General features: G+C 41.9%; 21 protein-coding genes and 1 pseudogene. 8 read left to right on the forward strand and 14 right to left on the reverse strand.

Annotated features, from left to right (window positions below):
- Positions 1–56 precede the first annotated feature (56 nt).
- Positions 57–1,847, reverse strand: a complete 1,791-nt coding sequence (locus ACRWP9_RS08870; protein ID WP_434928789.1) for an acyl-CoA dehydrogenase C-terminal domain-containing protein — start codon at positions 1,845–1,847, stop codon at positions 57–59.
- Between the two features lie 209 nt (positions 1,848–2,056).
- Positions 2,057–3,064: an alpha/beta fold hydrolase gene (locus ACRWP9_RS08875; protein ID WP_434928790.1), complete on the reverse strand. Its 1,008-nt coding sequence runs from the start codon at positions 3,062–3,064 to the stop codon at positions 2,057–2,059.
- 163 nt (positions 3,065–3,227) lie between these two features.
- On the opposite strand from ACRWP9_RS08875, the gene ACRWP9_RS08880 reads away from it, so the two are divergent.
- Positions 3,228–3,773, forward strand: a complete 546-nt coding sequence (locus ACRWP9_RS08880) for a TlpA family protein disulfide reductase (protein WP_434928791.1) — start codon at positions 3,228–3,230, stop codon at positions 3,771–3,773.
- 60 nt (positions 3,774–3,833) lie between these two features.
- Here the strand turns inward: ACRWP9_RS08880 and ACRWP9_RS08885 are convergent, their stop codons facing one another.
- Entirely contained in the window at positions 3,834–5,153 is a 1,320-nt protein-coding gene (locus tag ACRWP9_RS08885; RefSeq protein ID WP_434928792.1) for a coproporphyrinogen III oxidase family protein, read from the reverse strand.
- A gap of 441 nt (positions 5,154–5,594) precedes the next feature.
- Between ACRWP9_RS08885 and ACRWP9_RS08890 the strand changes: the two genes are divergently transcribed.
- The gene (locus tag ACRWP9_RS08890) at positions 5,595–6,104 is read left to right on the forward strand and encodes a DUF1097 domain-containing protein (RefSeq protein ID WP_434928793.1); all 510 of its coding nucleotides are present in this window, start codon (positions 5,595–5,597) and stop codon (positions 6,102–6,104) included.
- A 349-nt stretch (positions 6,105–6,453) separates the two neighbouring features.
- Positions 6,454–7,449, forward strand: coding sequence for a GGDEF domain-containing protein (locus ACRWP9_RS08895; protein ID WP_434928794.1), 996 nt, complete (start codon positions 6,454–6,456; stop codon positions 7,447–7,449).
- Positions 7,450–7,571: 122 nt separating this feature from the next.
- On the opposite strand, the gene ACRWP9_RS08900 is transcribed toward ACRWP9_RS08895, so the two are convergent.
- The 9 genes from ACRWP9_RS08900 to ACRWP9_RS08940 form a co-directional block, all read right to left on the reverse strand.
- A complete protein-coding gene (locus ACRWP9_RS08900; protein WP_434928795.1) occupies positions 7,572–8,075 on the reverse strand; it encodes a GNAT family N-acetyltransferase in 504 nt (167 codons plus the stop codon).
- Between the two features lie 103 nt (positions 8,076–8,178).
- Complete coding sequence (locus ACRWP9_RS08905; RefSeq protein WP_226410382.1) at positions 8,179–8,835, reverse strand: 3-oxoacid CoA-transferase subunit B; 657 nt, start codon at positions 8,833–8,835, stop codon at positions 8,179–8,181.
- Positions 8,836–8,849: 14 nt separating this feature from the next.
- On the reverse strand, positions 8,850–9,560 hold the full coding sequence (locus ACRWP9_RS08910) for a CoA transferase subunit A (RefSeq protein ID WP_226410381.1): 711 nt from the start codon (positions 9,558–9,560) through the stop codon (positions 8,850–8,852).
- A gap of 88 nt (positions 9,561–9,648) precedes the next feature.
- Positions 9,649–10,536, reverse strand: coding sequence for a hydroxymethylglutaryl-CoA lyase (locus ACRWP9_RS08915; RefSeq protein WP_434928796.1), 888 nt, complete (start codon positions 10,534–10,536; stop codon positions 9,649–9,651).
- Positions 10,533–12,569: an acetyl/propionyl/methylcrotonyl-CoA carboxylase subunit alpha gene (locus tag ACRWP9_RS08920; RefSeq protein ID WP_434928797.1), complete on the reverse strand. Its 2,037-nt coding sequence runs from the start codon at positions 12,567–12,569 to the stop codon at positions 10,533–10,535. Before ACRWP9_RS08920 ends, ACRWP9_RS08915 begins: the two co-directional genes overlap by 4 nt.
- A complete protein-coding gene (locus tag ACRWP9_RS08925; protein WP_434928798.1) occupies positions 12,569–13,381 on the reverse strand; it encodes an enoyl-CoA hydratase-related protein in 813 nt (270 codons plus the stop codon). The genes ACRWP9_RS08920 and ACRWP9_RS08925 overlap by 1 nt, the downstream gene beginning before the upstream one ends.
- A 29-nt stretch (positions 13,382–13,410) precedes the next feature.
- A complete protein-coding gene (locus tag ACRWP9_RS08930) occupies positions 13,411–15,018 on the reverse strand; it encodes a carboxyl transferase domain-containing protein (protein WP_434928799.1) in 1,608 nt (535 codons plus the stop codon).
- Between the two features lie 138 nt (positions 15,019–15,156).
- Entirely contained in the window at positions 15,157–16,326 is a 1,170-nt protein-coding gene (locus tag ACRWP9_RS08935) for an isovaleryl-CoA dehydrogenase (protein WP_434928800.1), read from the reverse strand.
- 211 nt (positions 16,327–16,537) lie between these two features.
- Entirely contained in the window at positions 16,538–16,945 is a 408-nt protein-coding gene (locus ACRWP9_RS08940) for a MerR family transcriptional regulator (protein ID WP_434928801.1), read from the reverse strand.
- 291 nt (positions 16,946–17,236) lie between these two features.
- On the opposite strand from ACRWP9_RS08940, the gene ACRWP9_RS08945 reads away from it, so the two are divergent.
- Together ACRWP9_RS08945 and gndA are read left to right on the forward strand one after the other, a co-directional pair.
- Positions 17,237–19,156 carry a propionyl-CoA synthetase gene (locus ACRWP9_RS08945; protein ID WP_434928802.1) on the forward strand — a complete coding sequence of 640 codons (1,920 nt, stop codon included), beginning with the start codon at positions 17,237–17,239 and terminating at the stop codon, positions 19,154–19,156.
- Positions 19,157–19,406: 250 nt separating this feature from the next.
- A complete protein-coding gene (gene gndA, locus ACRWP9_RS08950) occupies positions 19,407–20,936 on the forward strand; it encodes an NADP-dependent phosphogluconate dehydrogenase (RefSeq protein WP_434928803.1) in 1,530 nt (509 codons plus the stop codon).
- 115 nt (positions 20,937–21,051) lie between these two features.
- Here the strand turns inward: gndA and ACRWP9_RS08955 are convergent, their stop codons facing one another.
- The gene (locus ACRWP9_RS08955; protein WP_434928804.1) at positions 21,052–21,936 is read right to left on the reverse strand and encodes a 1,4-dihydroxy-2-naphthoate polyprenyltransferase; all 885 of its coding nucleotides are present in this window, start codon (positions 21,934–21,936) and stop codon (positions 21,052–21,054) included.
- A gap of 207 nt (positions 21,937–22,143) precedes the next feature.
- Here ACRWP9_RS08955 and tesB point away from each other — a divergent pair, with 207 nt between their 5' ends.
- The 3 genes and pseudogenes from tesB (at position 22,144) to ACRWP9_RS08970 (ending at position 24,822) form a co-directional block, all read left to right on the forward strand.
- On the forward strand, positions 22,144–23,007 hold the full coding sequence (tesB, locus tag ACRWP9_RS08960; protein ID WP_434928805.1) for an acyl-CoA thioesterase II: 864 nt from the start codon (positions 22,144–22,146) through the stop codon (positions 23,005–23,007).
- 52 nt (positions 23,008–23,059) lie between these two features.
- Entirely contained in the window at positions 23,060–23,455 is a 396-nt protein-coding gene (locus ACRWP9_RS08965) for a YbaY family lipoprotein (protein ID WP_434928806.1), read from the forward strand.
- A gap of 141 nt (positions 23,456–23,596) precedes the next feature.
- Positions 23,597–24,822: pseudogene (locus ACRWP9_RS08970) on the forward strand (MFS transporter).
- Positions 24,823–24,856: 34 nt separating this feature from the next.
- On the opposite strand, the gene ACRWP9_RS08975 reads toward ACRWP9_RS08970, so the two are convergent.
- Positions 24,857–26,233 carry a sigma-54-dependent transcriptional regulator gene (locus tag ACRWP9_RS08975; RefSeq protein WP_226410369.1) on the reverse strand — a complete coding sequence of 459 codons (1,377 nt, stop codon included), beginning with the start codon at positions 26,231–26,233 and terminating at the stop codon, positions 24,857–24,859.
- Position 26,234: the final 1 nt, after the last annotated feature.

Below are 26,234 nucleotides of genomic sequence, written 5' to 3' on the forward strand. Positions count from 1 at the left end.
CGGCATTTTAGTCTCTAAAAATTTATATTAAGTGATTTGTATCAAGCTATTATAAATTAAAAGTCGGCATCATTAAAATCGACAATTTGTTGACTGCTGGCTTCAATCTGCTTACGCAGACTGCGGGTTTGGCTTACCCAATATCCCATATAGAATGCACCGGTTTTAAGCTTAGCTTGATAAAAACTAGCCTCATCTGTGCCTTTGTCTAATGCGGCTAAAGAGGTTGCGGCTATTCGAGCCCACATCCAAGCTAAAGCACTAATACCAAATAATTGCATGTATGCCATAGAGGCCGCACCAATAAGATCTGGATTAGTCACCGCACTTTTAGCAATGTAGCCCGTTGCACGCTCAAGATCACCAGCAGCATCCATTAGTCCTGCAATAAAAGGTTTCATTTGTTCGTTGCCATTGTGCTGACCAATAAACTGTTTAACCATATCAGACCATAGGTTTAAGGTTGCGCCTTTATCTGCTAACAATTTACGGCCAACTAAATCCAGTGCCTGCACACCATTGGTTCCTTCATAAATCATCGCAATACGAATGTCGCGAACAAATTGCTCCATGCCCCATTCGTTAATGTAACCATGTCCACCATAGACTTGCTGTGCATCAACACAGGCCTTAAAACCTTGGTCAGTGACAAAACCTTTCACAATAGGGGTAAATAAGGCGGCTAATGCTGAAGCCTGCTTCGCTTTAACAGGGTCTGATTCGCGCTCTGCCTGATCTAGCCACAAAGCTTGTTGACCCATTAATGCTCGGGTACCTTCATTAAATGATTTTTGCGACAGCAGCATACGGCGAACATCACCGTGTACTAAAATTGAATCTGCGGCTTTATCGGCCTCTTTCACGCCACTAAGTGCACGACCTTGAATACGATCTTTAGCGTAAACTAACGCATTCTGATAGGCGATATCTGATACGCCTAAACCTTGAATTCCTACACCTAAACGAGCCTGGTTCATCATGGTGAACATCGCACGTAAACCTTGATGTGCAGCGCCCACAAGCTCACCTACAGCGTTGTCAAAAAGCATCACGCAAGTTGAATTGCCGTGAATCCCCATTTTATGCTCAAGACCCGTTGCCGCCAGCGTATTCGCTGCGCCTAGGCTACCATCAGCATTGACTAGAAATTTAGGCACTGCAAAAAGTGAAATGCCTTTTACGCCTTCTGGGGCATCAGGTAATCGCGCTAATACAAGGTGGATGATGTTTTCAGCTAGGTCATGATCGCCAGATGAAATAAAGATTTTTTCACCGCTAATCGCAAATTTATCGTCACCTAAAGGCTTGGCTTTTGTGCGTAATAGGGCTAAATCGGTACCCGCATGGGATTCAGTCAGGTTCATGGTACCTGTCCATTCACCGCTGACTAACTTAGCTAAATATTTTTGTTTTAATGCATCACTACCATGCACATGAATTGCTGAATAGGCGCCATGGGTGAGGCCAGGGTACATAGCAAATGCCATATTGGTAGCGGTCTTCATTTCGGTAGCAAATGTGCCGACCACTTCAGGTAAGCCTTGTCCGCCATATTCTGGGTCACAGGTTAATGTTGCCCATCCATTTTCAACATACTGCTTATAAGCATCTTTAAAGCCATCAGGGGTAATGACCTTGCCGTCAACTAATTTACAACCTTGATGATCGCCCACTGCATTTAAGGGGAGCATAATATCGGTGGTGAAATCAGCTACGCCTTGTAAAATGGCATCTACTAGTTCCGGATCGACCTGGTCAAATCCGGCTAATTCTTGATATTGATAAATATTCAGTAACTCAGAAAGAATGAATTGATAGTCACGAATAGGGGCTTGATAAATTGGCATGAGGTCGTTCCTTGTCAGTGCTTATTATTACTTAATTAGTGCTTGGCGTATTTCAACAATACAGCATCAGTCGCTAATGCTAAGTGATTTATTATGGTTATCTTTTCTACATTAACCCAATTTGAGTAAAAACTCAGTAAGTATTTGACAGTATAATTTGTAACAAACTATCACAGCTTAAACTTAGTTTAATGCTTTGGGAACAGCTGTTAAGTAACAAGCTTGTTATTGTTTTCACTAATAATTTTATGCTGTAGCCAAAAACTAATACAGTGCTGCAAAACGGCTTTTGGTTTTTCTAGTTGAGGGTAATGACCTGTTTCCACTAAAGCAACTGTGTCAGCTTGTTCAATAAGCTGTTCAAAACGAATAAGGGTATCTTGGCCAGACACAGGGTCACAGATCCCATTGATAAACCGCAGCGGCATTTTATATTGCTGTAATGCACCCACCCAGCGTTCTCGGTGTAGTTTGCGTTCGCGAATATATTGAATAATCTTATGGATCACTTTAGTCCCCTGGTTTTGTGTTATTAACTGCCAATGTATCGCCAGTTCTGCAACGGCTAGCGGTTGGTAACAAATGAAATCAAAATTTTTCTTAAATTTTTTAAATGAAAACATCTTAGCGATAACAAACCCTAATGGACTCAAAAGTAAACGTTGGATTAAGATGGGTTGAGTTGTTTCAGGAAATAACCCTCCATTTAACAATATTGTACTGTCGATGGCAAAACCGCTATCAATGCCGGCTTCACCATGACGGGCTAATAACTCTTGCGCTACAGTGTCGCCGTAATCATGGGCAACAATGTGAAAATGTTGAATACCAAGATGAACCAATACAGCTTCAATAATGTCTGCTTGCAAAGCAAAAGAGTAATCAATATCACAGGGTTTATCTGATAAACCATAACCTAATAAGTCTAACGTGAGCAGATTAAAATGTTTACTTAGGTGAAACCAAAGCTGATGCCAGTCGTAACTACTAGTCGGAAACCCATGGATCAATAATAAACAAGGTTTATCACTTTTAGCCTGGTTGATATAAATCTGTCGCTGAATGCCTTTTTCATCGATAAATGGATAGAAAAAACCTGTTTGATGCCATTTTGTAGGCCACTGATTATGAGTGTTTGATCCGTTTATGTTGTTATTGGGCATGACTTCCTTTATTGCTGGTAGGTCTTGATCACATAAGGCAAAAAGTACCCGCATTCATCTAACATAGAACACAAGTTAATCTAAACTACTATAGTGGTAAACCCTGTTAAATTCTTTATTGACTAATATTAATTGAATATAAAACGTCATATTGTCGGTCTAGTATTTGAATCTTGCCATATGTTGTATAAATAAATTTTTTAAAAAGGTCATTACCATGGATAAATTTGTAACATCTTTTTCGTCATTTTATGCTATTTTGCATTGGTTAACGCGCGGTAAATTACTCATTTTGCTACCGCTGATATTGATGTCGACCCTTGCAAGTGCTGGAGCTGTCCCTGCCAGTGATTTCAGCTTACAAGATGCTAAAGGGCAGCTGTTTAATTTAAGCGAGCATAAAGGAAAACCTATAGTGCTGCACTTTTGGGCGACTTGGTGTCCCTATTGTAAAAAGTTACAACCAGGTCTTGAGCGCTTAAGGCTGGAAAATAAACAGACTGATTTGGTTATGATGGCGATAAGCTTTAATGAGGATGAAGGGGCAACACCTGCGCAGTCGTTAACTGACCGTGGCATAGGTATGACGACACTTATTCAGGGTGATGCGGTAGCAAAACAATACGGCGTTACGGGTACTCCGACAACAATATTTATCGATAGAAAAGGTGATGTGGTTTGGACAACCCGGATTTCCGATCCTGATTCGCCGCAGTTATCAAAAGCCCTTGGGTATTTATTGGAGATTGATGACTCACAATAATGCTAAGGCAGATGCAAATGTCATTTATAATACGACACCTAATGGCATGACTCATTATAACTAGCCGCGATATGAGCTTGGTGAATTCTGCATTGATAAGGGGAATTCCCTTGCTTGTTCGCGCAGGTAATCCATTCCAGCTAAAAAACCTGAGAACATTTTCAAAGCAATAAATTGGCCCTGTGTGTTTGTATGGTATTGGTCTCCTTGTTTAATAAGCGCACCAGCAGATAGCAGGTAAGTCATTTCTATAGGGAAAGCTTGCCATAAACTATAGCCAGTATGGTTTTTTAATAGCTTATTATCTAACACGCCATGTCCCATCATCATCATTAAATGATGTTGTAACAGTGCTTTTTTCTCTAATGGTTTGGTATAGCAAGTGCCAGTATGACCCGCATTGATACGATTGATATAATCGGGAATATCAAAGCTTGAAATGCGAAACTGTTCACCAAAACGACCAAATGCTCCCGATCCTACGCCAAAACAGTCTTCACCATCTAATACATATTTATTTTTTACCGGTTTGCCATAGTTTCGGCTAAAAGTCCAAGGAAACTCCATAACATAGTGCTCAGACATTGCTTTTTTGACAGCTAAAAACTGTGGCCATAATTCCTTGGCTTGACCCGCTAGGCAAGCCGCCTTTTTACTATTTTTACCAATACCGATTGTTAGTGGATAAGTGGTAATTTGATCTGGATGTAAGCGAATAGTTTGCGCTAAATCGTTGGCAATGGTTTCAGGTGTTTGTATGTTAAAGCCATACATCATGTCTACATTAACCGTTGGAATAACCTCAATGGCTCGGCTGACATACTCAGCTTGTTGTAAACCACTGCCAAATTTTTCAAATCGTCCGCTGGCTTTTAATATCTTATCATCAAAGCTTTGTATGCCAATAGACATGCGGTCGACTAGCCCTTTTAGTAAGTGTGGATTGCCCTCTTTAAAATAGATTGGGTCGCTCTCACATGATACTTCACGTACCGAGGTTAATGATTTTATCATCTCGATAGTGTTAATCAGTTCATCTTCTAAAATAGTCGTCGTGCCACCGCCAATATAAACCCGGTTAAAGCGATAACCTTGGGTGAGTACTGCGCGTATTTCTTGCCTTAGAGCTTGAAAATACTCCCTGGCAATATGTTCGTTAAATTTGACTTTATGGAACGAACAAAAACGACAAAGGGTATGGCAAAAAGGAATATGGATATAAAGGGTTTCAATTGGGGACTGAGGCACATTATGTGGCTGTAACTCATCAAGAGTGACAGCATTTTTAAGGCTTAATGAATGCTTTATCGTGTGTTCCATAACCCAATCAAGGCTGGTTGTTGCTAGATTCAATCTTAAGGATGAGAAAGAATTTTTCATGGTGAGCCCTTAATCTTTAGATGTAATAAAATAGTGCTAATCCCCATTCCTGAAAACAATCAACCCTGTTCATACCGTTAGATTAAATTAACTGATAAAGAGAAACTGTCGCCCCACGCATGAAAAGAGCTGCATTTATTGATTAAGCTTATTTTATCGGTAAAGCTTGAGGTACATCACGTATTACAACCCTTGCTTGAATAGTTTTTTTGAGTAAATTTATTTTGGCGATAATCTTTGGTCACTTAATTCTTACTAGAAAATTTAGAGGTTGCCTGCCATAAGGGATTTTATGTTCACAAATATGCGAGATATTTGATGTTGTTCATAGATTTTGTATCTTCTTTTTCACATCACTATTAAATATTGAAATCGATTGTTATTGTGATATTTTTAGGAATAGTTATTTCTGTTATTAAAACAATTTAGTTGGAGTGAATTATGCAGTATCGTTGGCAAATTGCACTTTCAGCGGGCTTATTAGCCGCTTTATGGGCAGGAGTTGCAGATGTATTCCAGCTAGTGACTTGGATTGGTTTTTTAGGTTGCAGCACCTTCTTTGCTCAAACTGAAAGCGGCTTTAAAGGCATGTTAATGGCAATGAGTACTAACTTGTCAGGTGTTTTCTGGGGGTGGCTGATTATCGTCGGCAGCACTTCTTTTGGCTCACCCATTATCAGTTACGCACTAACGGGAATTGTCACCAGCCTGATGTGTTTACAAGCCAGTCATAAACGTCTTGCCTTTATCCCCGGTGCATTTATTGGGTGCTGTATTACTTTTGCGATGAACGCTGATATCGCTGCAATAGTGCCCCCATTAGTTATTGGTGCTGTACTGGGATATAGCATGAACTTGCTGACGGAGCGGTTAATTACCTTTACACAAAATAGACAAAGTATAACGCCACAGGTGACTAGTGTTAGCGATAATACAGCAAAAGAGCTGTAGTCATGGTTCATACAATAAATGCAGTCAAAATAGGAAATGTTGGCTGCATTTACCCTTGTGATAGCAATCATATTTTCAATTTAGATTACTTGACCATTACAACTTACCTTAAAAATCGATTTAGTGTAATTCCAATTACTGCTACAGATTACCGAATTCAAAACCACTTCTAATTTTTTACTCTGATATTTGTATGCTCTGTTGATTTTCTATGGTTGCTTTTCGGTTGCCGTGAAGCAAGTATTTTAGTCTATACTCTAAAAATTAATTCGCTTTGTACACTAGTTACTTTAGCGTTCTCTAGATTGCGTTGCATAAATCCTCCAATAAAAATTATAAAGGATGCTTTATGAAGTATATGACTGCACTTCAAGATTCGAAAAGATTACCAAGGAACGCTTCAATAGCCTTTCACTTGGCCGCTTTGTTGACATTTTTTATCTATGCTTTGTATCGTTTGACCCATGATGATTTGTTTTTATTTACCCTTTTTTCGTTAGCCTTGGTACCGATTTCGATTTCGTTGGGACTTGAAATCAAGCACCGTGGGAATATATTACACAAACAAATTACCTTAATATTAGTGTGTATCACAATAGCGATATCTTGTTATTCTTTAGGCTATAAATCGTTAATCTATGTTTTTCCAACAATCTTTATTTTTTTCTTTATCTTTAATTTCAAAAACGCCTCTTCAATCAGTAGTTTTTACGTATTAATCTGTTTGATCGCAGCGCTTAATATTGAAACTTACTCCCTTGTATGGCGCTTTGGGGTGGCAATGTTCGATTGCATTATTTTTGCGGCGATATTTGCTTACATCATTGCAAAACAAAAGGCTGCGCTTATTTATTTGGCTACCACAGACGAGTTAACCGGCGCATTAAATAGAAAAAATTTAGCCACCAGTTTAAGTAGCAGTATTGAATCGTTTAAGCATACAGGAACGGATACGAGTCTGTTATTAATCGATATCGATCATTTTAAAACGGTTAATGACACCTACGGCCATTTAGTGGGCGATAAGCTACTGACGCAGTTCAGTGAGGTGATAAAGCATTTACTTCCCGCCGAGGCTAAGCTGTTTCGTTTTGGTGGAGAAGAGTTTTTAGTTCAATATGAAGATTGTGATTTGCAAAAAGCATTGGAGATGGCTCAAAGGCTAAAGCAAGCGGTTAACCAAACCGACTTTGACGGTGTACCTGTGAATGTGTCCTGCAGCATAGGGGTGGCTGAATTGCGTATTAATGATTCGTTAGAGGAATGGTTAAAGCAAAGTGATATTGCACTTTATGCTGCTAAAAAATCAGGACGAAATCGAGTTGTGTCGCGACTGGATAAATAGAGGGGAATAGCCATTTTAGGCGGTTTGTAAGCGATTAAAACCATTCTATAACACTGCTGATAGGATTATGTAATGATATTAAATTAAGCTCGTCAAAGTAAGGGATTGATATTAGTCTGACTTTAAACAAGGTTAATAATATATCTTTTAACTATGTGTGAATCAGTTTTTATAGCAGAGTCGAAAACCCCACCATTGCAGATAATTGCCCGTTCGGAGGCTAAATTGGATTCATAACAATGAATGTGTAGTTCACTGTTGCCCATTGAATGGAGCTTTTCAATAGAGAGTTTCATTAACAGAATACCTAAACCTGCGCCTCTTTTAGATGGCCGAATACTTAAACCAATATGGCCACCACAATGCTTAATTTGAGGGTTTAGATGATGACGCAAATTAGTCACACCCACTATTTCATTGTGATGAATTAGCCAGAATGTACTACTAGGAACATAGCCGCAGGGCAGGTTTATGCCTTCTGAGAAATGTTTGATTTTAATCAAATAGGCGGTGAAATCTTGATAATCAAAATCTAATACGAAAGGATAGCGCTCTTCATTGCCCAATTCGTTGATGTAACCATGATAGCTTTGCAGATATTCGAGGCTTGGTAAAACTAAATTCATATCGATTTGATGCTCTAAAGATTGATTTCATTAGTGTTGCTAATAAAAAAGCACACTTCTCTGTAAGTGCGCTTTTAAGTTTGTTCAGTATTTATCTTATAGACTAAAACACCATTTCAGGCACATGCTCAGGCACAACTAATTTACCTGCCGTTTTAGCGATAATCTCTTTTACCGATACACCAGGTGCACGCTCAAGTAAGTAGAATGCGCCGTCTTTGATTTCGATAAAGGCTAAGTCGGTCATTACACGCTTAATACAGCCGTAACCCGTTAACGGTAGCTCACATAAAGGCAATAACTTAGAGTTACCGTGTTTGTCTGCATGCATCATGGTGACGATGATATTTTCAGCGCCAGCCACTAAATCCATTGCGCCGCCCATGCCTTTAATGAGCTTACCTGGGATCATCCAAGAGGCGATGGAGCCATTGACATCAACTTCAAATGCACCCAGTACCGTTAAATCGACATGCCCACCGCGGATCATGGCAAAGCTCTCTGCTGATGAGAAAAATGATGCACCATCAACAGCGGTCACGGTTTGTTTACCGGCGTTGATTAAATCAGCATCGATAGCGTCTTCGGTTGGAAATGGTCCCATGCCTAATAAACCATTTTCAGATTGCAGCATTACCTGCATGCCCTGTGGAATATAGTTAGCCACTAGGGTAGGAATACCAATACCTAGGTTGACGTAAAAGCCGTCTTGCATTTCTTTTGCTACACGTTGAGCAAGTTGTTCTCTGGTTAAAGCCATGTGCTTGCTCTCCTTTATTTAGCAGTTGCTTGGGTGACGGTACGTTGCTCAATGCGTTTTTCAAAGCTGGCTTTGATCACGCGATCAACATAAATCCCTGGGGTATGAATATGGTTAGGGTCAAGCTCGCCTGGCTGAACAATTTCTTCAGCTTCAACCACGGTAATTTTACCTGCAGTGGCCATCATAGGGTTAAAGTTAGCAGCCGTTTTACGGAATACTAAATTACCCATAGTGTCTGCTTTCCAGGCACGTACTAACGCAAAGTCTGCGGTAAGTGATTCTTCTAACACATAATGTCGGCCTTTGATTTCGCGGGTTTCTTTACCGTCTGCAATGGGTGTGCCGTAACCTGTTGCGGTGAAAAAAGCAGGAATACCAGCACCACCGGCGCGAATCTTTTCGGCCAAAGTACCTTGTGGGGTTAAAATGACGTTCAATTCACCCGACAGCATTTGTTGTTCAAAGGTGGCATTTTCGCCGACGTAAGACGCTATCATGGTGGCAATTTGGCGTTGTTTGAGTAACAAACCTAAACCGAAATCATCTACCCCAGCATTGTTTGAAATAGCGGTTAACCCCGTCACGCCTAATTTAACCATATGGTTAATTAAGCCTTCAGGAATACCACACAAACCAAACCCGCCAACCATTAAGGTCATGTTATCTGTCAGCCCAGCTAGCGCTTCGTCATAGCTGTGAACGACTTTATTGAAACCTGCCATTGTGCTGTCCTTTTCTCGTTATTATGTTTAATAGATGCTGAGTATTATTTGAGTCAGCAGCTTAAAATAAGTTCGTTGCCCATCTAAATTAGGCTAATGCATTAGCGACTTTTGAGGCACTTTTACGGCCAATAATTTGGCTGATATTATTACCCGCTATAGCAAGCATGTTTAGGTCGATACCTGTCTCAATCCCCATACCATGAAGCATGTAAACTAAGTCTTCAGTCGCTAAGTTTCCTGAGGCGCCCTTAGCATAAGGACATCCGCCCAACCCCGCGACAGATGCATCAAAACTGGTAACCCCCATGTCTAAGCAGGCTAAAATATTAGCCAATGCTTGTCCGTAGGTGTCGTGAAAGTGCAGTGCAAGCTTGTTTACAGGTACGACACTCGCCACCGCTTCTACCATTTTACGGGCATTTGATGGTGTGCCAATACCTATGGTGTCACCCAGTGAAATCTCATAACAGCCCATTTTGTAAAGAATTTCAGACACACGGGCAACTTCATTGACATCGATGTGACCTTCATAGGGGCAACCAAGTACGCAAGAGACATAACCACGCACAGCAATATTGTGCTGTTTTGCTTGTTGCATCAATGGCATAAAGCGCTCAATTGACTCATCAATTGAGCAGTTAATATTTTTCTGGCTGAAGCTCTCTGAAGCGGCGCCAAATATTGCCACCTCATCGACGCCAGAGGCTAACGCTAGCTCAAAACCTTTCAGATTTGGGGTTAAGGCGCTATAAGTGACACCTTTTACCCTTGGCATTTGGCTAAATATGTCACCAGAGTCAGCCATTTGTGGTACCCATTTAGGTGACACAAAGCTGCCCGCTTCAATGCGAGTTAGGCCCGCTGCGGCTAAGTCAGCAATAAGTTGCAGTTTAGCGGTAGTGGGCACGGGTACTTCATTTTGTAAACCGTCACGGGCGCCAACTTCAAAAATGCTCACTTTAGATGGCATCATGTTTTAGCTTCCTTTTCGGTTTCCGTAGTCGCTTGTTTGACAGATTCTTCGACATGTAACAGCTGTACGCCATCGCTTACTAGTTCACCGCTTTGGAAGTAAAACTCGGTGACTACGCCATCAAATGGGGCTTCTATAGTGTACTCCATTTTCATGGCTTCCATCACTAATAAGCCTTGTCCCGCTTTAACTGTTGCGCCCACTTCAACAAGATGAGTCACCACTGTGCCGTTCATTGGCGCTTTTAACTTATCTGCGCTGTTAATGGTTTCATCGGCAACTTGTGCAAGCACTGCGGTAAAGTGGTAACTGCCGCTAGGGAGAAATAAGGTAAAGTTGTCGCCATCACAACTGACAGGCACTTTACTTTTATGACCATTAATTTCGGCAAACAACACATCATCTTTAATTTGACCGGCTAGTTTTAGCGCCTGGCCATTTAGGCCTAAGTGCAAAGCGCAGCCTAAGTCTGTCATCAGTAAGTTTTGTAGTTCATGTTTTTCATCAAGTAGGGCAACATGATGAATGCTAGCACTGTTTAATCTAAAGCCGCTTACTTGCCCCCAGGGTGAATAGGGGTCGTTGCTATTAACGGCATTCACTTTTGCTTGTTGCTGGCGTAACAACACTTGATATAAACCGGCGAGTGCAATCGCAGTATCAGATTCACTGCTCGCATCGCCAATTAAAGTATTGCCATAGCGTTCGATAAAGTCAGTGCAAAAATCAGCTTTGGCAAACGCAGGGTGTTCAGCTATATTGGCTAAAAACTCAATATTATGTTTTAACCCACTGATTTGATAAGACTCTAGAGCATTGACTAAGCGATGCAACGCACGTGGACGAGTTTCGTCCCAGACAATCAATTTGGCGATCATTGGATCATAAAAGTTACTGATCACATCGTTTTCACGTATGCCCGAGTCAATACGCACATGGCGATTTTGCTCTGGTTCACGTAAAAAGTTTAGTTTACCGCTAGCAGGCAAAAATTCATTTTGTGGGTCTTCTGCGTAAATACGCACTTCAAATGAGTGACCATGAATGCGCACTTCATCTTGTTTTAATGGCAGCTCTCCACCACTGGCGACTAAAAGCTGCCATTTAACTAAGTCCTGGCCGGTAACCATTTCTGTCACTGGATGTTCTACTTGCAGACGAGTATTCATTTCCATGAAATAGAAGCTGTTGTCGGTATCAAGTAGAAACTCAACCGTACCTGCGCCAACATAATCAATGGCTTTGGCAGCGGCAACCGCGGCTTCACCCATTTGAATGCGTAGCTCGTCTGACAAACCTGGCGCTGGCGCTTCTTCAACCACTTTTTGGTGACGACGTTGAATAGAGCAATCACGATCTGATAGATAGATTGCGTTGCCTTTACTGTCGGCAAAAACTTGAACTTCTACATGGCGTGGCTGACGTAAGTAACGCTCCATTAATAATTTATCATTACCAAATGATGAGGTGGCTTCACGACGAGCAGAGCGAATAGCTTCCAAGGTCTCACCGTCATTTTCAACGATGCGCATGCCTTTACCACCGCCGCCATATGCCGCTTTTATCAGTAACGGAAAACCGACTTGTTTGGCTTGATAAACCAAATTTTCATCGGTTTGGTCGTCACCATGGTAACCTGGCACTAATGGCACATTCGCCTTACCCATAATCTGTTTTGCCGCACTTTTACTGCCCATGGCATCAATGGCATCACTGCCTGGGCCGACAAAAGCAATACCGTTCTGCTCGCACTTACGGGCAAACTCAGCATTTTCAGACAAAAAGCCATAACCTGGGTGAATGGCCTCTGCACCAGAACGTTTGGCAATATCAATAATCAAATCGGCTTTTAAGTATGAATCCGCAGGGGCACTGCCACCCAAATGATAAGACTCATCCGCCATAGCGACATGAAGGGCATCTTTATCGGCATCGGAATATAAGGCTATGGTACGTACACCCATGGCCTTAGCCGTTTTAATAATACGGCAAGCAATTTCACCACGGTTGGCAATCAGTAATTTAGTAATCATTATTTGGCTCCTTGAGGGACGGCGGCATGTTGCCAAGCCGGAGAGCGTTTTTCGAAAAAGGCATTTAGGCCTTCTTGGCCTTCATCAGAGACTCGAATGCGGGCAATCTGTTCACTGGTGTAGCTCAGTGTTGCATCATTAATTACGCCGTCTTCTAATCGAGACACTAAGGTTTTAACCCATGCCATACCTTGTGGACTGTTCGCTTTAAAGGCGGTAATAAAAGGCGCTGCCGCTATATCTAAATCATCATCAATGACGTGAATAACCTGTTGTTTAAGGGCTTCGTCGGCACTAAAACGCTCTGCAGTTAACATATAGCGTCTGGCTTGGCGAATACCCATAGCGCGCACAACATAAGGACTAATAACCGCAGGAATTAAGCCTAGTTTTACTTCGCTTAAACAAAAGCTGGCACCTTGATTGGCAATAGCGATATCGCAGCAACAAATTAATCCTAATGCGCCACCAAAGGCTGCGCCATTAACCAGTGCGATACTCGGTTTAGGAAATTTATCCAACACATGCATAAGTTTGGCAAGTTCATGGGCATCAGTGAGATTTTGCTCAAAATCCATTTTGGCTTGCTTGCGCATCCAATTAAGATCCGCCCCAGCACTGAAGTTTTTTCCATTGGCACGCAGTACCAAAATTTGGCATTCAGATGAATCGGCAAACTGTTCGATGGCCACAATCATTTCATTAATCATCACTTCATCAAACGCATTATGCTTTTCTGCGCGATTTAATATTAACTCACCCACGCCTTGGTTAAGATGACATTGGATGTGTTGAAAATCATTTTTAATCATTTTTTAATGCTCCTATTGATTGAACGCAATTACATGCGGAACACACCAAACTTGGTGTCTTCAATAGGCGCATTTAATGCCGCTGATAACGCTAAACCTACCACATCACGGGTTTGCGCTGGGTCGATAATACCATCGTCCCACAGGCGGGCGCTGGCATGGTATGGATGACCTTCTTTGTCATATTGCTCAACAATAGGCTTTCTGAATGCTTGTTCTTCTTCGCTGGTCCATTCAACCCCTTTACGGGCTAAACCATCACGACGAACTGTAGCAAGAACGCCTGCTGCTTGTTCACCGCCCATGACTGAAATGCGCGCGTTTGGCCACATCCACATCATAGTGGGTTCAAATGCTCGGCCACACATGCCATAGTTACCTGCGCCATAACTGCCGCCAATAATCACGGTAAATTTAGGCACGTTGGCACAAGATACAGCGGTAACCATTTTGGCACCGTGTTTGGCAATGCCTTCATGTTCGTACTTCTTACCGACCATAAACCCGGTAATGTTCTGTAAGAACAGTAATGGAATTTTACGTTGGCAACATAGCTCAATAAAGTGAGCGCCTTTTTGAGCCGACTCGGAGAACAAAATGCCATTGTTGGCAACAATACCAACAGGGTAACCATGAATGCGGGCAAAGCCACAGACCAATGTTGCACCGTAATTGGCCTTAAACTCGTCAAAGTCTGAATCATCGACGATACGACCAATGACTTCTTTAACATCAAATGGCTTTTTAAGATCGGTTCCGACAATGCCGTAAAGTTCATGAATATCATACTTAGGCGGTTTTACTGGGCTAAGCATGCTGGAAATCGTTTTTTGATGATTTAGGCGCAGTACTGCCCGACGTGCAAGCTCTAATGCATGATCATCGTTTTGAGCTAAATGATCGGCAACACCGGATATTTTGGTATGCACTTCTGCGCCACCTAATTCTTCCGCTGATACTTCTTCGCCAGTTGCTGCTTTAACTAGAGGAGGCCCGGCTAAAAAGATGGTGCCTTGATCTTTAACAATAATCGATTCATCTGCCATTGCAGGTACATAAGCACCACCTGCGGTACATAAACCCATTACCACGGCAATTTGCGGAATGCCAAGGGCCGACATTTGTGCTTGATTGTAAAAAATACGCCCGAAATGATCGCGGTCTGGAAATACTTCGTCCTGGCGTGGCAAGTTTGCGCCGCCTGAATCAACCAGATAAATACACGGTAAATGACAGCGTTTGGCGATGTCCTGTGCGCGTAAATGCTTTTTCACTGTAATAGGGTAGTAAGTGCCGCCTTTTACTGTGGCGTCGTTAGCAATGATCATACACTCAACGCCGCTTACACGGCCTATACCGGCAATAACACCTGCGGCTGGGACATCTTCATCATAGACTTCATAAGCAGCAAATTGGGCGATTTCTAGAAAAGGAGAACCAGGATCGAGCAGTTTTTCAACTCGGTGACGGGGTAATAATTTTCCACGTGACAGATGGCGTTCACACGCCACAGGGCCACCACCTTGTTCAATTTTTGCCAGTTTTTGCTGCAGATCTTCGACTAACAAAGCCATATCATCATATTTAGCTTTAAATTCATCACTACGAGGATTTATCTTGCTGCTCAGGTGCGTCATGTCAATATCCTTTATTGAGCACAAATAGGGTATTGAGGGGGAGGGCGTTTACGCCGATTAACTTACCCCTCAAGTGGAAAAGTGTTAGCCATACCTATTCACTTTGAACAAGTGTTGATAAGGCTAACGCATTTACCATTATTTAGATTCGTTAAACAGTTCACGGCCGATAAGCATACGGCGAATTTCTGAGGTACCGGCGCCTATTTCATATAGTTTGGCATCACGTAATAAACGGCCTGTGGCATATTCGTTAACATAGCCATTGCCACCAAGCAGTTGAATGGCATCTAATGCCATTTTAGTGGCTAATTCGGCACTGTACAGAATCGCGCCAGCAGCATCTTTACGAGTAGTTTCGCCACGGTCGCAAGACTTAGCAACGTTATAAACATAGGATCTTGCAGCGTTCATCCCCGTGTACATGTCAGCAATTTTGCCCTGGACAAGCTGGAATTCACCGATAGATTGACCAAACTGGACGCGCTCGTGAATATAAGGCACCACGATGTCCATACACGCTGCCATAATGCCAAGTGGGCCGCCGGACAGTACAACGCGTTCATAATCCAGGCCGCTCATGAGTACTTTTACGCCATTGTTCAGTCCGCCTAAAATATTTTCTTCAGGGACTTCACAGTCTTCAAACACTAATTCACAGGTGTTTGAGCCACGCATGCCTAATTTATCCAGTTTTTGCGCTTGACTGAAACCTTTAGAGCCACGTTCTACGATAAAGGCGGTGATACCATGGGCGCCTTTTTCTAAATCAGTTTTGGCATAAATCACATAAGTGTGTGCATCTGGACCGTTGGTGATCCACATTTTATTGCCATTAAGAATATAACGGTCGCCTTCTTTACGGGCACTGAGCTTCATTGACACTACGTCAGAACCGGCATTAGGCTCACTCATTGCTAGCGCACCTATGTGTTCGCCGCTAACGAGTTTTGGCAGGTATTTAGCGCGTTGAGCCGCATTACCATTACGGTTGATTTGATTTACACACAGGTTTGAATGCGCGCCATAGCTTAAACCAATAGAGGCTGATGCGCGGGAAACTTCTTCCATTGCGACAACATGGGCTAAGTAACCCATGTTTGCACCACCAAACTCCTCTGGCACAGTGACGCCGAGCAAGCCCATATCACCCAGCTGAGTCCACATGTGATTAGGGAACTCATTGTCATGGTCTACTTGTGCGGCAATGGGGGCAATTTCGTTGCTGGCAAAACTGCGAACTGCGTCGCGCAACATATCAATATCTTCGCCCAAACCGAAATTAAGGCTGCTGTATAAATCGCTCATGGCTTATGTCCTGTTGAATTATTATTTGAGACGCCACGCTATGTTGCGTTTTGGCGTCATTTACTTGTCTTTTAAAGGCTGTGTTAAACAGCTAAATGGTATTGATGATGCTAATGACCGATTATTCGGTTCTATTTTTACTGGTACTTTTACTAAAATTTCACTCGATTTTTTAATGACAATATTTGTAATAATAGTCAAATAAATCGCTTTATGTTTTTGATGCCTTATTGATTTCTAAGGCTGATTTACATTGCTGCTCGGCAGAATTGAGTTCCATCAGCACCACTTTAATGTCATCCATTTGCTGCTGAAGTGCTGCCTTTTTATCATTGACTAAGTCCAGCATGGTATTGAGCTGTGATGTGCTTGATTTATCTGCATCGTAAAGTTCGAATAGGCGGCGGGTTTCAGCCAATGAAAAGCCTAAACGTTTACCGCGTAAAATCAGTTTCAGTCTGACGCGATCTTTTAGGGTGTATATGCGTGTTTGGCCACGACGCTTGGGCTTGATTAAGCCTTGGTCTTCGTAAAAACGAATGCTGCGGGTGGTGATATCAAATTCTTTTGATAAATCACTGATAGAGTATGTAGATTGGGTGCTGACTGTAGCGTTCATCATCTCACCAAATAGGTTTCTTTTGATGCACGATATATGAAGTTTACGTAAAGGTAAAGTTTGCGGTAAAAAATCTATTTTACAACTGTTAATTCATCTTGCCATTTCGATTGGATTTTTTATTTAAGCTATTAATTAATAAGTTTTTATTAATTCTTATTTATGTTTCTGTATCCTGTTGATGTAATTGTCGCAGCGCTCATAAATATCGATACTAATCCCTTGGTCTAATAGGGATATTGGCTTAATTCTGCTCATAATCAACCTTGGGAGAGCTAACGGAGAACTAACATGACTGATGTAGGGAAGTCATTACATACACAATCAATTGAAGACCCAACGACCTTTTGGGCTGAAGCTGCGAAGATGATTACTTGGGACAAAGAGCCTAAGAGCATTTTAGACGATTCAAATAAACCTTTTTATCAATGGTTTGCCGATGGCAAGATGAATACTTGCTATAACGCTGTTGACCGTCATGTGGCTAATGGACTGGGTAACAATGTGGCAATTAACTACATAAGTCCGGTCACACAAAATCAATACACTATCACCTACAACGAATTATTAGCACAAGTAAGTCGTTTAGCGGGTTACATGCAGTCTATCGGTATTGAAAAGGGCGATAGAGTGGTGATTTATATGCCCATGGTGCCCGAAACCGCTTTTGCGATGTTAGCGTGTGCCCGTATAGGTGCAATTCATTCAGTGGTGTTTGGTGGTTTTGCCGCCAATGAGTTGGCGACTCGTATTAATGATGCCAAACCTAAGTTAGTGCTGTCTGCATCTTGCGGCATAGAGCCCTCAGGCGTTGTACCTTATAAGCCATTATTAGACGATGCACTTAACCAAGCCAGTCATAAAGTTGACCACTGCCTTATTTTAGCCAGACATCAATATCAAGCAGAGTTAACCGAGCCAAGAGATGCTGACTGGCAGTACGCACTGCAAAATGCCTCAAATGCAGATTGTGTATCCCTCAATGCCACCGATCCTTTATATGTGCTTTATACCTCAGGCACAACCGGCAAACCTAAAGGTGTTGTACGTGATAATGGTGGTCATGCGGTGGCTTTATGTTGGTCGATGAAGAATATCTACGATATTGAGCAAGATGAGGTGTTTTGGGCTGCATCTGATGTGGGCTGGGTGGTTGGTCATTCATATATTGTTTATGGGCCGTTATTAGTCGGTGCAACCACAATTATGTATGAAGGAAAACCCATTGGTACACCGGATGCCGCGGCATTCTGGCGAATTATTGCCGCCAATAACGTCAAAAGTTTTTTTACCGCCCCAACGGCTATTCGAGCCATTAAACGCGAAGATCCCGAAGGTGAGCTCATTAAGCCATTTGATCTGAGTTGTTTAAAACAAATGTTTTTAGCGGGCGAGCGTTGTGATCCAGAAACGTTAAACTGGAGCCAAGCCATGCTGGGTAAACCTGTGATTGATCATTGGTGGCAAACTGAAACGGGTTGGCCAGTAGCGTCAAACTTAATGGGAATAGAGCCTATAGCGATTAAACCCGGATCTCCCGCAAGACCGGTACCGGGTTATCAAGTGGAAGTGCTTGACGCTATGGGTGAGCAAGTGCCCGCCAATGAAAGTGGTAACGTGGTCATTAAGCAACCGTTACCGCCAGGGACATTAACTACCTTATGGCAAAATGATGACCGCTATGTGGACAGTTATTTATCTATGTATCCCGGATACTATTTAACCGGTGATGCTGGTTACATTGATGAAGATGGTTATCTGTATATTATGAGCCGCATCGACGACATTATTAATGTGGCCGGTCATCGTTTATCGACAGGGCGCTTTGAAGAAGTTTTGTGTCAACATCCTGCGGTGGCAGAAGCGGCGGTTATTGGTGTACAAGATAAATTAAAAGGCCAGGTGCCACTGGGTATGGTGGTGCTTAAAAATGGCGTCAACCTAACCGATGATGAACTTCATCGCCAACTATTAGCCTTAGTAAGGCAAGAAATAGGCCCGGTGGCATCGTTTAGATTAGTCAGCGCAGTGCCTAAATTGCCTAAGACTCGTTCAGGCAAAATTTTACGCGCCACTATGCGTAAAATTGCCGATAACCAAGAATATACTGTGCCCGCTACCATAGAAGATCCACAAACTTTAGACATTGTTCGCAATACGTTAACGCGAATGGGCTATGCTAATGCACTAACTAAAGCCTTAGGTAAGTAAATTTTTTAATGAATACAGACGTCAATGTTAGCTAAGATAATGATTTTTATACTTGATAATATTGACGTTTTTATTAAATAAACCTTAAAAAGACTGCTTTACGAAAATATTGAAAAACACATTTCGATTACTGTAACCCATAGAATCTAGGTTTTAACTGGTAATTTAGTTACAAAAATCGCTATAATATTTGTCCATATGGGTTCGCGAATCGCGATAAATCTCTGTGACCTTGTGGAATATAAATCTAATGACTCACCACACTCAATTGTCAAACATCGGCGTAATCGGCCTTGGTGTTATGGGCAAAAATCTTGCGTTAAATATAGCTGATAATGGCTACCACGTGACTGTTTTTGATCTAGATGAGGCCAAAATTAATGGCGCGCTTGAACAAGAACACCAAGAGCGGAAAGAAGGCTTAGCACCTCGAATGCAAGCTTGTAAGAATCTTTCAGAAATGCTCGAAAAATTAATTTCCCCTAAAGTAATTGTTTTATCCGTACCTGCGGGCAAAATTGTTGATGGTATTTGTAATACTTTGATTGAAAGTGGCATTTCCAGTGATGATATTGTCATTGATACCGGTAACAGTCTGTGGACTGATACGGTTGAGCGCGAAGCGCATTATAAAGGTAAGTTTAAATTCTTTAGTTCAGCGGTTTCTGGTGGTGAAGTGGGCGCACGTTTTGGCCCGTCATTAATGCCCAGTGGTGATGAATCAGCATGGCAATATGTTGCGCCAATTTGGAATGCAATAGCGGCTAAAGTTGACAGTAAAACCGGTTTGCCTATTGAGCGTTTTGAGCCCGGCAACCCGGTTACTGAAGGCGAACCTTGTACCACTTATATTGGCCCTGCAGGTTCAGGCCATTACGTTAAAATGGTACACAATGGTATTGAATATGCTGATATGCAGTTAATTTGCGAAGCCTATCAATTGCTTCACGATGGTTTAGATTTATCAACCCACGAGATTGGTGATATTTTCAAGCGTTGGAACCAAGGTAGTTTAAATAGCTATTTAATGGAAATCAGTGCAGAAGTATTGCAACAAGATGATCCGCTAACGGGTAAACCGCTGGTTGAGATGATTTTGGATAAAGCCGGCCAAAAAGGCACGGGTTTGTGGACTGCTGTCAGTAGTTTGCAAATTGGCTGTCCAGCGCCAACAATCGCTGAAGCTGTGTATGCCCGTGCGGTAAGTACTCAAAAAACATTACGAGTGTCGTTAAGCAAAACCCTAATTGGTCCAGCAAAAATAACCTTGTCAGATGTTGAGAAAACAGCCTTTATCGATGCATTAGAAGATGCGTTATATTGCGCCAAAGTATGCTGTTATGCGCAAGGTTTTCAGCTAATGGCGATGGAAGCTAAAGAGCAAAATTGGCCACTTAACTTTGCTGAAATAGCCAAAATCTGGCGTGCTGGTTGTATCATTAGAGCGACTTTTTTACAGTCCATTACTCAAGCTTATGAGCAAGATCCTGCGTTGCCAAATCTGTTAATGGCCGAAAGCTTTAGCAGCACTTTAGCAACCAAGCAATTAAACTGGCGCAAAACAGTCGCGGCATCAGTGATGCAAGGTATTCCTGCACCGTGTATTAGTTCCGCTGTGGCATATTATGATAGTTATCGCTGCGAAACATTGCCTGCTAACTTATTGCAAGGTCAACGCGACTTTTTTGGCGCCCATACTTTTGAACGTACAGATAAACCGGCTGGCGAAAAATACCATTTAGACTGGAGCGCAAAAGAGCGCACTTTAACTAAAGTGTAAAGTTTAGTTTGTGTTATCCAATAAAAAAGGCTTCTTAATGAAGCCTTTTTGATTTTTACACTGAGCTTTTAGATTTAGGAGCTGAAAGTTAAATACCTATGCTTAACTTAAGTGCTTAGATTTGGCTGAAATTGATAATTAAGCCCGCGCTGAAAAGTGCGCTGAAAATCATCGTCAGTTTAGCTGTTTTACCCAGAATAGGATTTAACGCTTCCCCTGAGTTATCTCTAAAATCTTTACTTAAGTTTCTGGCTAAGACTAATGATACGCCTGCTAATAATACCGGCCAGCCCTCAAGTGCACCCAATAAAAATCCGGCAATGATTATTCCAAAAGGCAAATATAACAAGCTTTGGTATAATACTTTTGCTTGCGCTTCACCAATGCGAACCGCAAGGGTGTTTTTGCCCGCTTTGGTATCGGTTGTGATATCACGGGTATTATTGACTAACATTATGGCGGCGTTAAAAAATCCGATTGCACAGCCTAATAGCCAAGCCGTTAATGTGGTCTCGCCAGCTTGCAGGTAGTAGCTACCGACAACAGCAACTAAGCCAAAAAAGATAAATGCTGCAACTTCACCTAATCCATGAGATGCCAGAGGGTAAGGGCCGCCACTGTAGCAAAGTGCCGCTAAAATTGACGCTGCTGCTAATATGGCAATTGGCCAACCACCGTGCAAAATAAGGTGTGAACCCACTAATAAGGCTGCCAATAAACACAATATCATTGCGTTACGTACCGTATCTGGGGCGATCATGCCGCTTTGAGTCACACGCACTGGCCCAAGTCTTTCTGCTGTATCTATACCATTTTTAAAGTCAAAATAGTCATTAGCTAAATTGACTGATATTTGCAGTAACACGGCACATAACATTGAAATAGAGGCAATGAGCCAACTAAATTGTGCTAGCTGAAGCGCTAACATATTACCGATAAGTAAGGGGCCGATTGCCGCTGGCAATGTTCTTGGGCGAATAGCCAAAATCCAAGGTTGCATAAACATCAAATAACTAGATTAGTAATGCCTAATAGCTTAACAAATTTTGTTAACGACTGCTGTTGATATTGTTTGCGACAAATCACTAATTTCGAATTTGAATATATAAAGTAGTGCTGATTTAAAATGGTAATCAAAAGTCACTAGCTCTTACTGAAGAGTTTAAGGTAGGCTTATCTATAATTATGTGGTTTGTGAGAGAGTTAAATGAGTCAGGTTTTAAACGATTTATTATCATTATTGTCCCTTGAACAAATTGAGCTGGGATTATTTCGTGGTCAAAGTCAGGATTTAGGTTTTGGCCATGTCTTTGGCGGTCAGGTGATGGGGCAAGCATTGAGTGCAGCAAAACAGACCGTGAGTGCAGATCGATATGCGCATTCTTTGCATTCTTATTTTTTACGCGCAGGTGATGAAAAACAACCGATTGTCTATGATGTTGAAATCATGCGTGATGGCGGTAGCTTTAGTGCCCGTAGGGTGAAAGCGATTCAAAAAGGCCGTCCGATTTTTTATATGACCTGTTCATTCCAAACTGTCGAGCAAGGATATGAACATCAAGCGACTATGCCTGATGTACCGGGACCAGAAGGATTGATGAATCAGCAAGAACTTGCAATGACGATGCGCGATAAAGTGCCAGCAAAGATGCTTGAAAAATTTATGGCCGATTCACCTATTGAAATGCGTTTAGTGAATCCCGGTAATCCACTCGCACCTTCAACCAGTGAGCCAGTGCGCTATGTGTGGCTTAGAGCCAACGGCATTATCCCTAATGATCATAGTATTCAAGAATACCTACTTGCTTACGCTTCTGACTTTAACTTTCTAGTGACAGCAGCCCAGCCCCATGGCGTGTCATTTTTAACCCCGGGTATTCGAATGGCAACGATTGATCATTCTATGTGGTTCCATCGTCCATTTAATATGGGTGAATGGATTTTATACAGTATTGAAAGTCCTAATGCTGGTGGCGGTCGTGGCTTTGTAAAAGGGCAGTTTTTTGATCAGCAAGGTCGCCTAGTGGCTTCTGCAACCCAGGAAGGTTTGTTGAGAATGACTAAGTCGTAATGGGTGTTTGGCGTATTAATGTCAACAATAATAGATGAATAGGTTGAGTGGTATGAGTAAGTGTAAATATGTTTTAGCGGGTCTTGTTGGCGTATTATTGATGTTGACCGGTTGTGTGACGGTTACCCCAGAAGAGCCGGTTGTGGTGAATGGCTATGCCGGTTATCTAGAGAAAATAAAATTACCTCAAGGCTGTAAAATTAATATCGCGGTGATTGATTTTAATACACCAGGCTCGATTATTTCGCAAAAAACCTTTGATATAGCACGGGCGCCAGTGCCGTTTAAATTTATTTTTCCTGTTGAAACAATAGATAAGAATATTGATTATGGCGTGGTAGCGATGATCACTTATCAGGGTAAAGTGATTTTTCAAACCTATGAGAAATTTAAAGTAATTAATAATGATAAATTCACCACAGAAGTGTTGATGAGACAAGTTAAGTAAAGGGCGACAACTGACCTTTTAAAGCCATCAAGTTCACATTTTACCGTGTTCGCCATTGATTAATCATAGTGGCGAACGATAATGTTATTCCGTTGTCATTAATCCGTGGCCTGTGTGACTCACCAATCAGTATCTCCCAGTATGTCAATTCACTCATCAGCACATGAGCAAAGCAAACAAAGTCGTTTAATCTGGGCTCTTTGCCTTGCGTCTGTGGTGATTTATATCAATCTTTATACTGTTCAGGGCATGCTGCCGCTAATTGCTGAACACTTTAATGTCACCGGTGCGCATTCTACATTAGTGCTATCTGTGACCAGTTTCACCCTGGCTTTTTCATTATTGTTTTATGCGATGATTTCAGATCGCGTCGGGCGGTTAAAGCCGATTGTGATCAGTTTATGGTTATTAGCCTGCTCAAATTTATTACTCATTTTTGCAACAGACTTTGACTCATTGGTTTGGATAAGGCTATTGCAGGGAGGACTACTGGCAGCCGTGCCCGCGATTGCGATGGCGTATTTTAAAGAGCAACTCGCAGCTGAATTTATGTTAAAAGCAGCGGCAATCTATATTACTGCTAACAGTTTGGGGGGATCTTTGGCCGCTTATTTGGTGGCTTAATGTCACAACATTTATCTTGGCAGCAATCTATGGGGTTGGTGTTTGTTGTGACCTTAATTGGGGTGGCAATAGTCACTTTTCTATTGCCCCGGCGTGAAATTAAACCACAGGTAACTCATTTATCGGCCAAGCAAGCGAAACTGGCAAAGTTGCACCATGATTTACAAGGTTTTTGGGGGCACATCACCGACCGTAAAATGAGTTTGGTATTTATTATCGGCGGCCTGGCTTTTATGATGATGGTAAATCAATTTAGTTTTATTCAGTTACATTTAATGGCTGAACCATATGAATTAAGCCGATTTAACGCCACCTTGATATTTTTGTGTTACCTCAGTGGCACCTTTGCATCATATTTATCGGCTAAGTGGATTGTCCGCTTTGGGTCGATCATACTATTTAAAGCTGCCTTTTTACTCATGGTACTAGGCACCCTATTAACCTTAGTCGATACCCTATGGGCGATTGTTATGGGTTTTTTAATTACCGCGAGCGGATTCTTTTTAACTCACAGTTGTTGTAATTCGTTTGTGGCTATCCGAGCTACCAATCACAGGGCAAAAGCGACTTCTTTGTATTTATGCTGCTATTACTTAGGTGCAGCACTAGGTGGGCCTTATTTGATGGTATTTTGGCAGCATTCTGAATGGCCAGGGGTTGTGGTAGGTTCGTTAACCTTGTTAGCTATGTTAGCGCTGGCCATATTATTCCTGAGTAGAGGGCCGCTAGATAAGCCGGCCTAAGATAAATGACTTACAAGTAAGAGAGGTTAGATTGTTAGTGATCGGTGAATTGCTTACGATCTATTTCAAATTTTTTCATTTTATCGTAAAGCGTTTTTCGGGGGAGCTCGAGTTGTTCCATTGTCAGCTTTATGCTGCCTTTGTTATAACTCAAAGATTCTTCTATTAATAAACGTTCAAAAAAGTCGACTCGCTGTTGCAAAGACATATTCGAATGCATAGTGGGGTGATTGTCTATATTACCTGCGGCAAAAGCGGCTTCTGCGCCTAATAACACGTAGCGCTCGGCTAAATTACGTAACTCTCGCACGTTACCTGGCCAATCATGCGAGGTTAGCATTGCTTGCTGCTCAGGATTCAATGCAATAAGCGCTTTGTGGTAGCGAGTAGAAGCGATTCGAGCAAAATGTAGGAACAGAATAGGGATATCTTCTCTGCGCTCTCTTAAGGCTGGAATGGGCACTGTGACTAAGTTTAAACGATAAAGTAAGTCTTGACGGAACTCACCGGTTTCACATAATTGCTGCAAGTTTACTTTTGTGGCGGCAATGACTCTAATATCCAGTTCAATTGACTGGTTAGAGCCTAAACGTTCAACCTTACGATCTTCAAGCACTCTGAGTAATTTGACTTGTAAACTGAGCGGGGTGCTTTCTATTTCATCTAAAAATAATGTACCACCATTAGCATATTCAAATTTGCCAATACGGGTTTTATCGTTACCCGTATAAGCACCTGCTTGAGCGCCAAATAACTCACTTTCAATAAGACTTTCCGGAATTGCACCACAGTTAATAGCCACAAAGTTGTGTTTACTACGCAGACTATGGTCGTGAAGATAACGTGCTACTAGCTCTTTTCCTGCGCCGGTTTCACCTTCAATCATGATGTCAGCAGGTACATTTATCACTTGGTTGAGTATGTTGCGCATTTTTATAATGCCAGGGCTGTGGCCTAAAATCCGCGGCCCAGGCGCTATGTGTGACTCTAATTCTTGTTTAAGTTTGCGGTTTTCGAGGGTTAATTGGCGTTTTTCTAACGCGCGCTTGGCAACATCAACCACATGTTCATTATTAAAAGGTTTTTCAAGAAAGTCATAGGCGCCTTTTTTTACCGCATCAACTGCCATGGCAATATCGCCGAAACCAGTAATGAGTATCACGGGGAGGTCTGGGTCTTTGTGGATTAATTGCTGTAATAGGCTTAATCCATTCAGTTGCGGCATATTGACATCAGAAAACACCACACCAGGCCAATCATTATGAATGAGTTCAGCGACCTGTGTTGGCTGCGTTGTTGATGCGGCACTGATACCCTCTAATTTGAATAATTGACTCAGCACGCTGCCAATATGAGGCTCATCATCAACAATAATGACTTGTAGTTGGTTTATATCACCTAGTGAGCTCAAG

The organism is Shewanella sp. HL-SH2 (assembly GCF_051164935.1).
Classification (GTDB): Bacteria; Pseudomonadota; Gammaproteobacteria; order Enterobacterales; family Shewanellaceae; genus Shewanella; species Shewanella glacialimarina.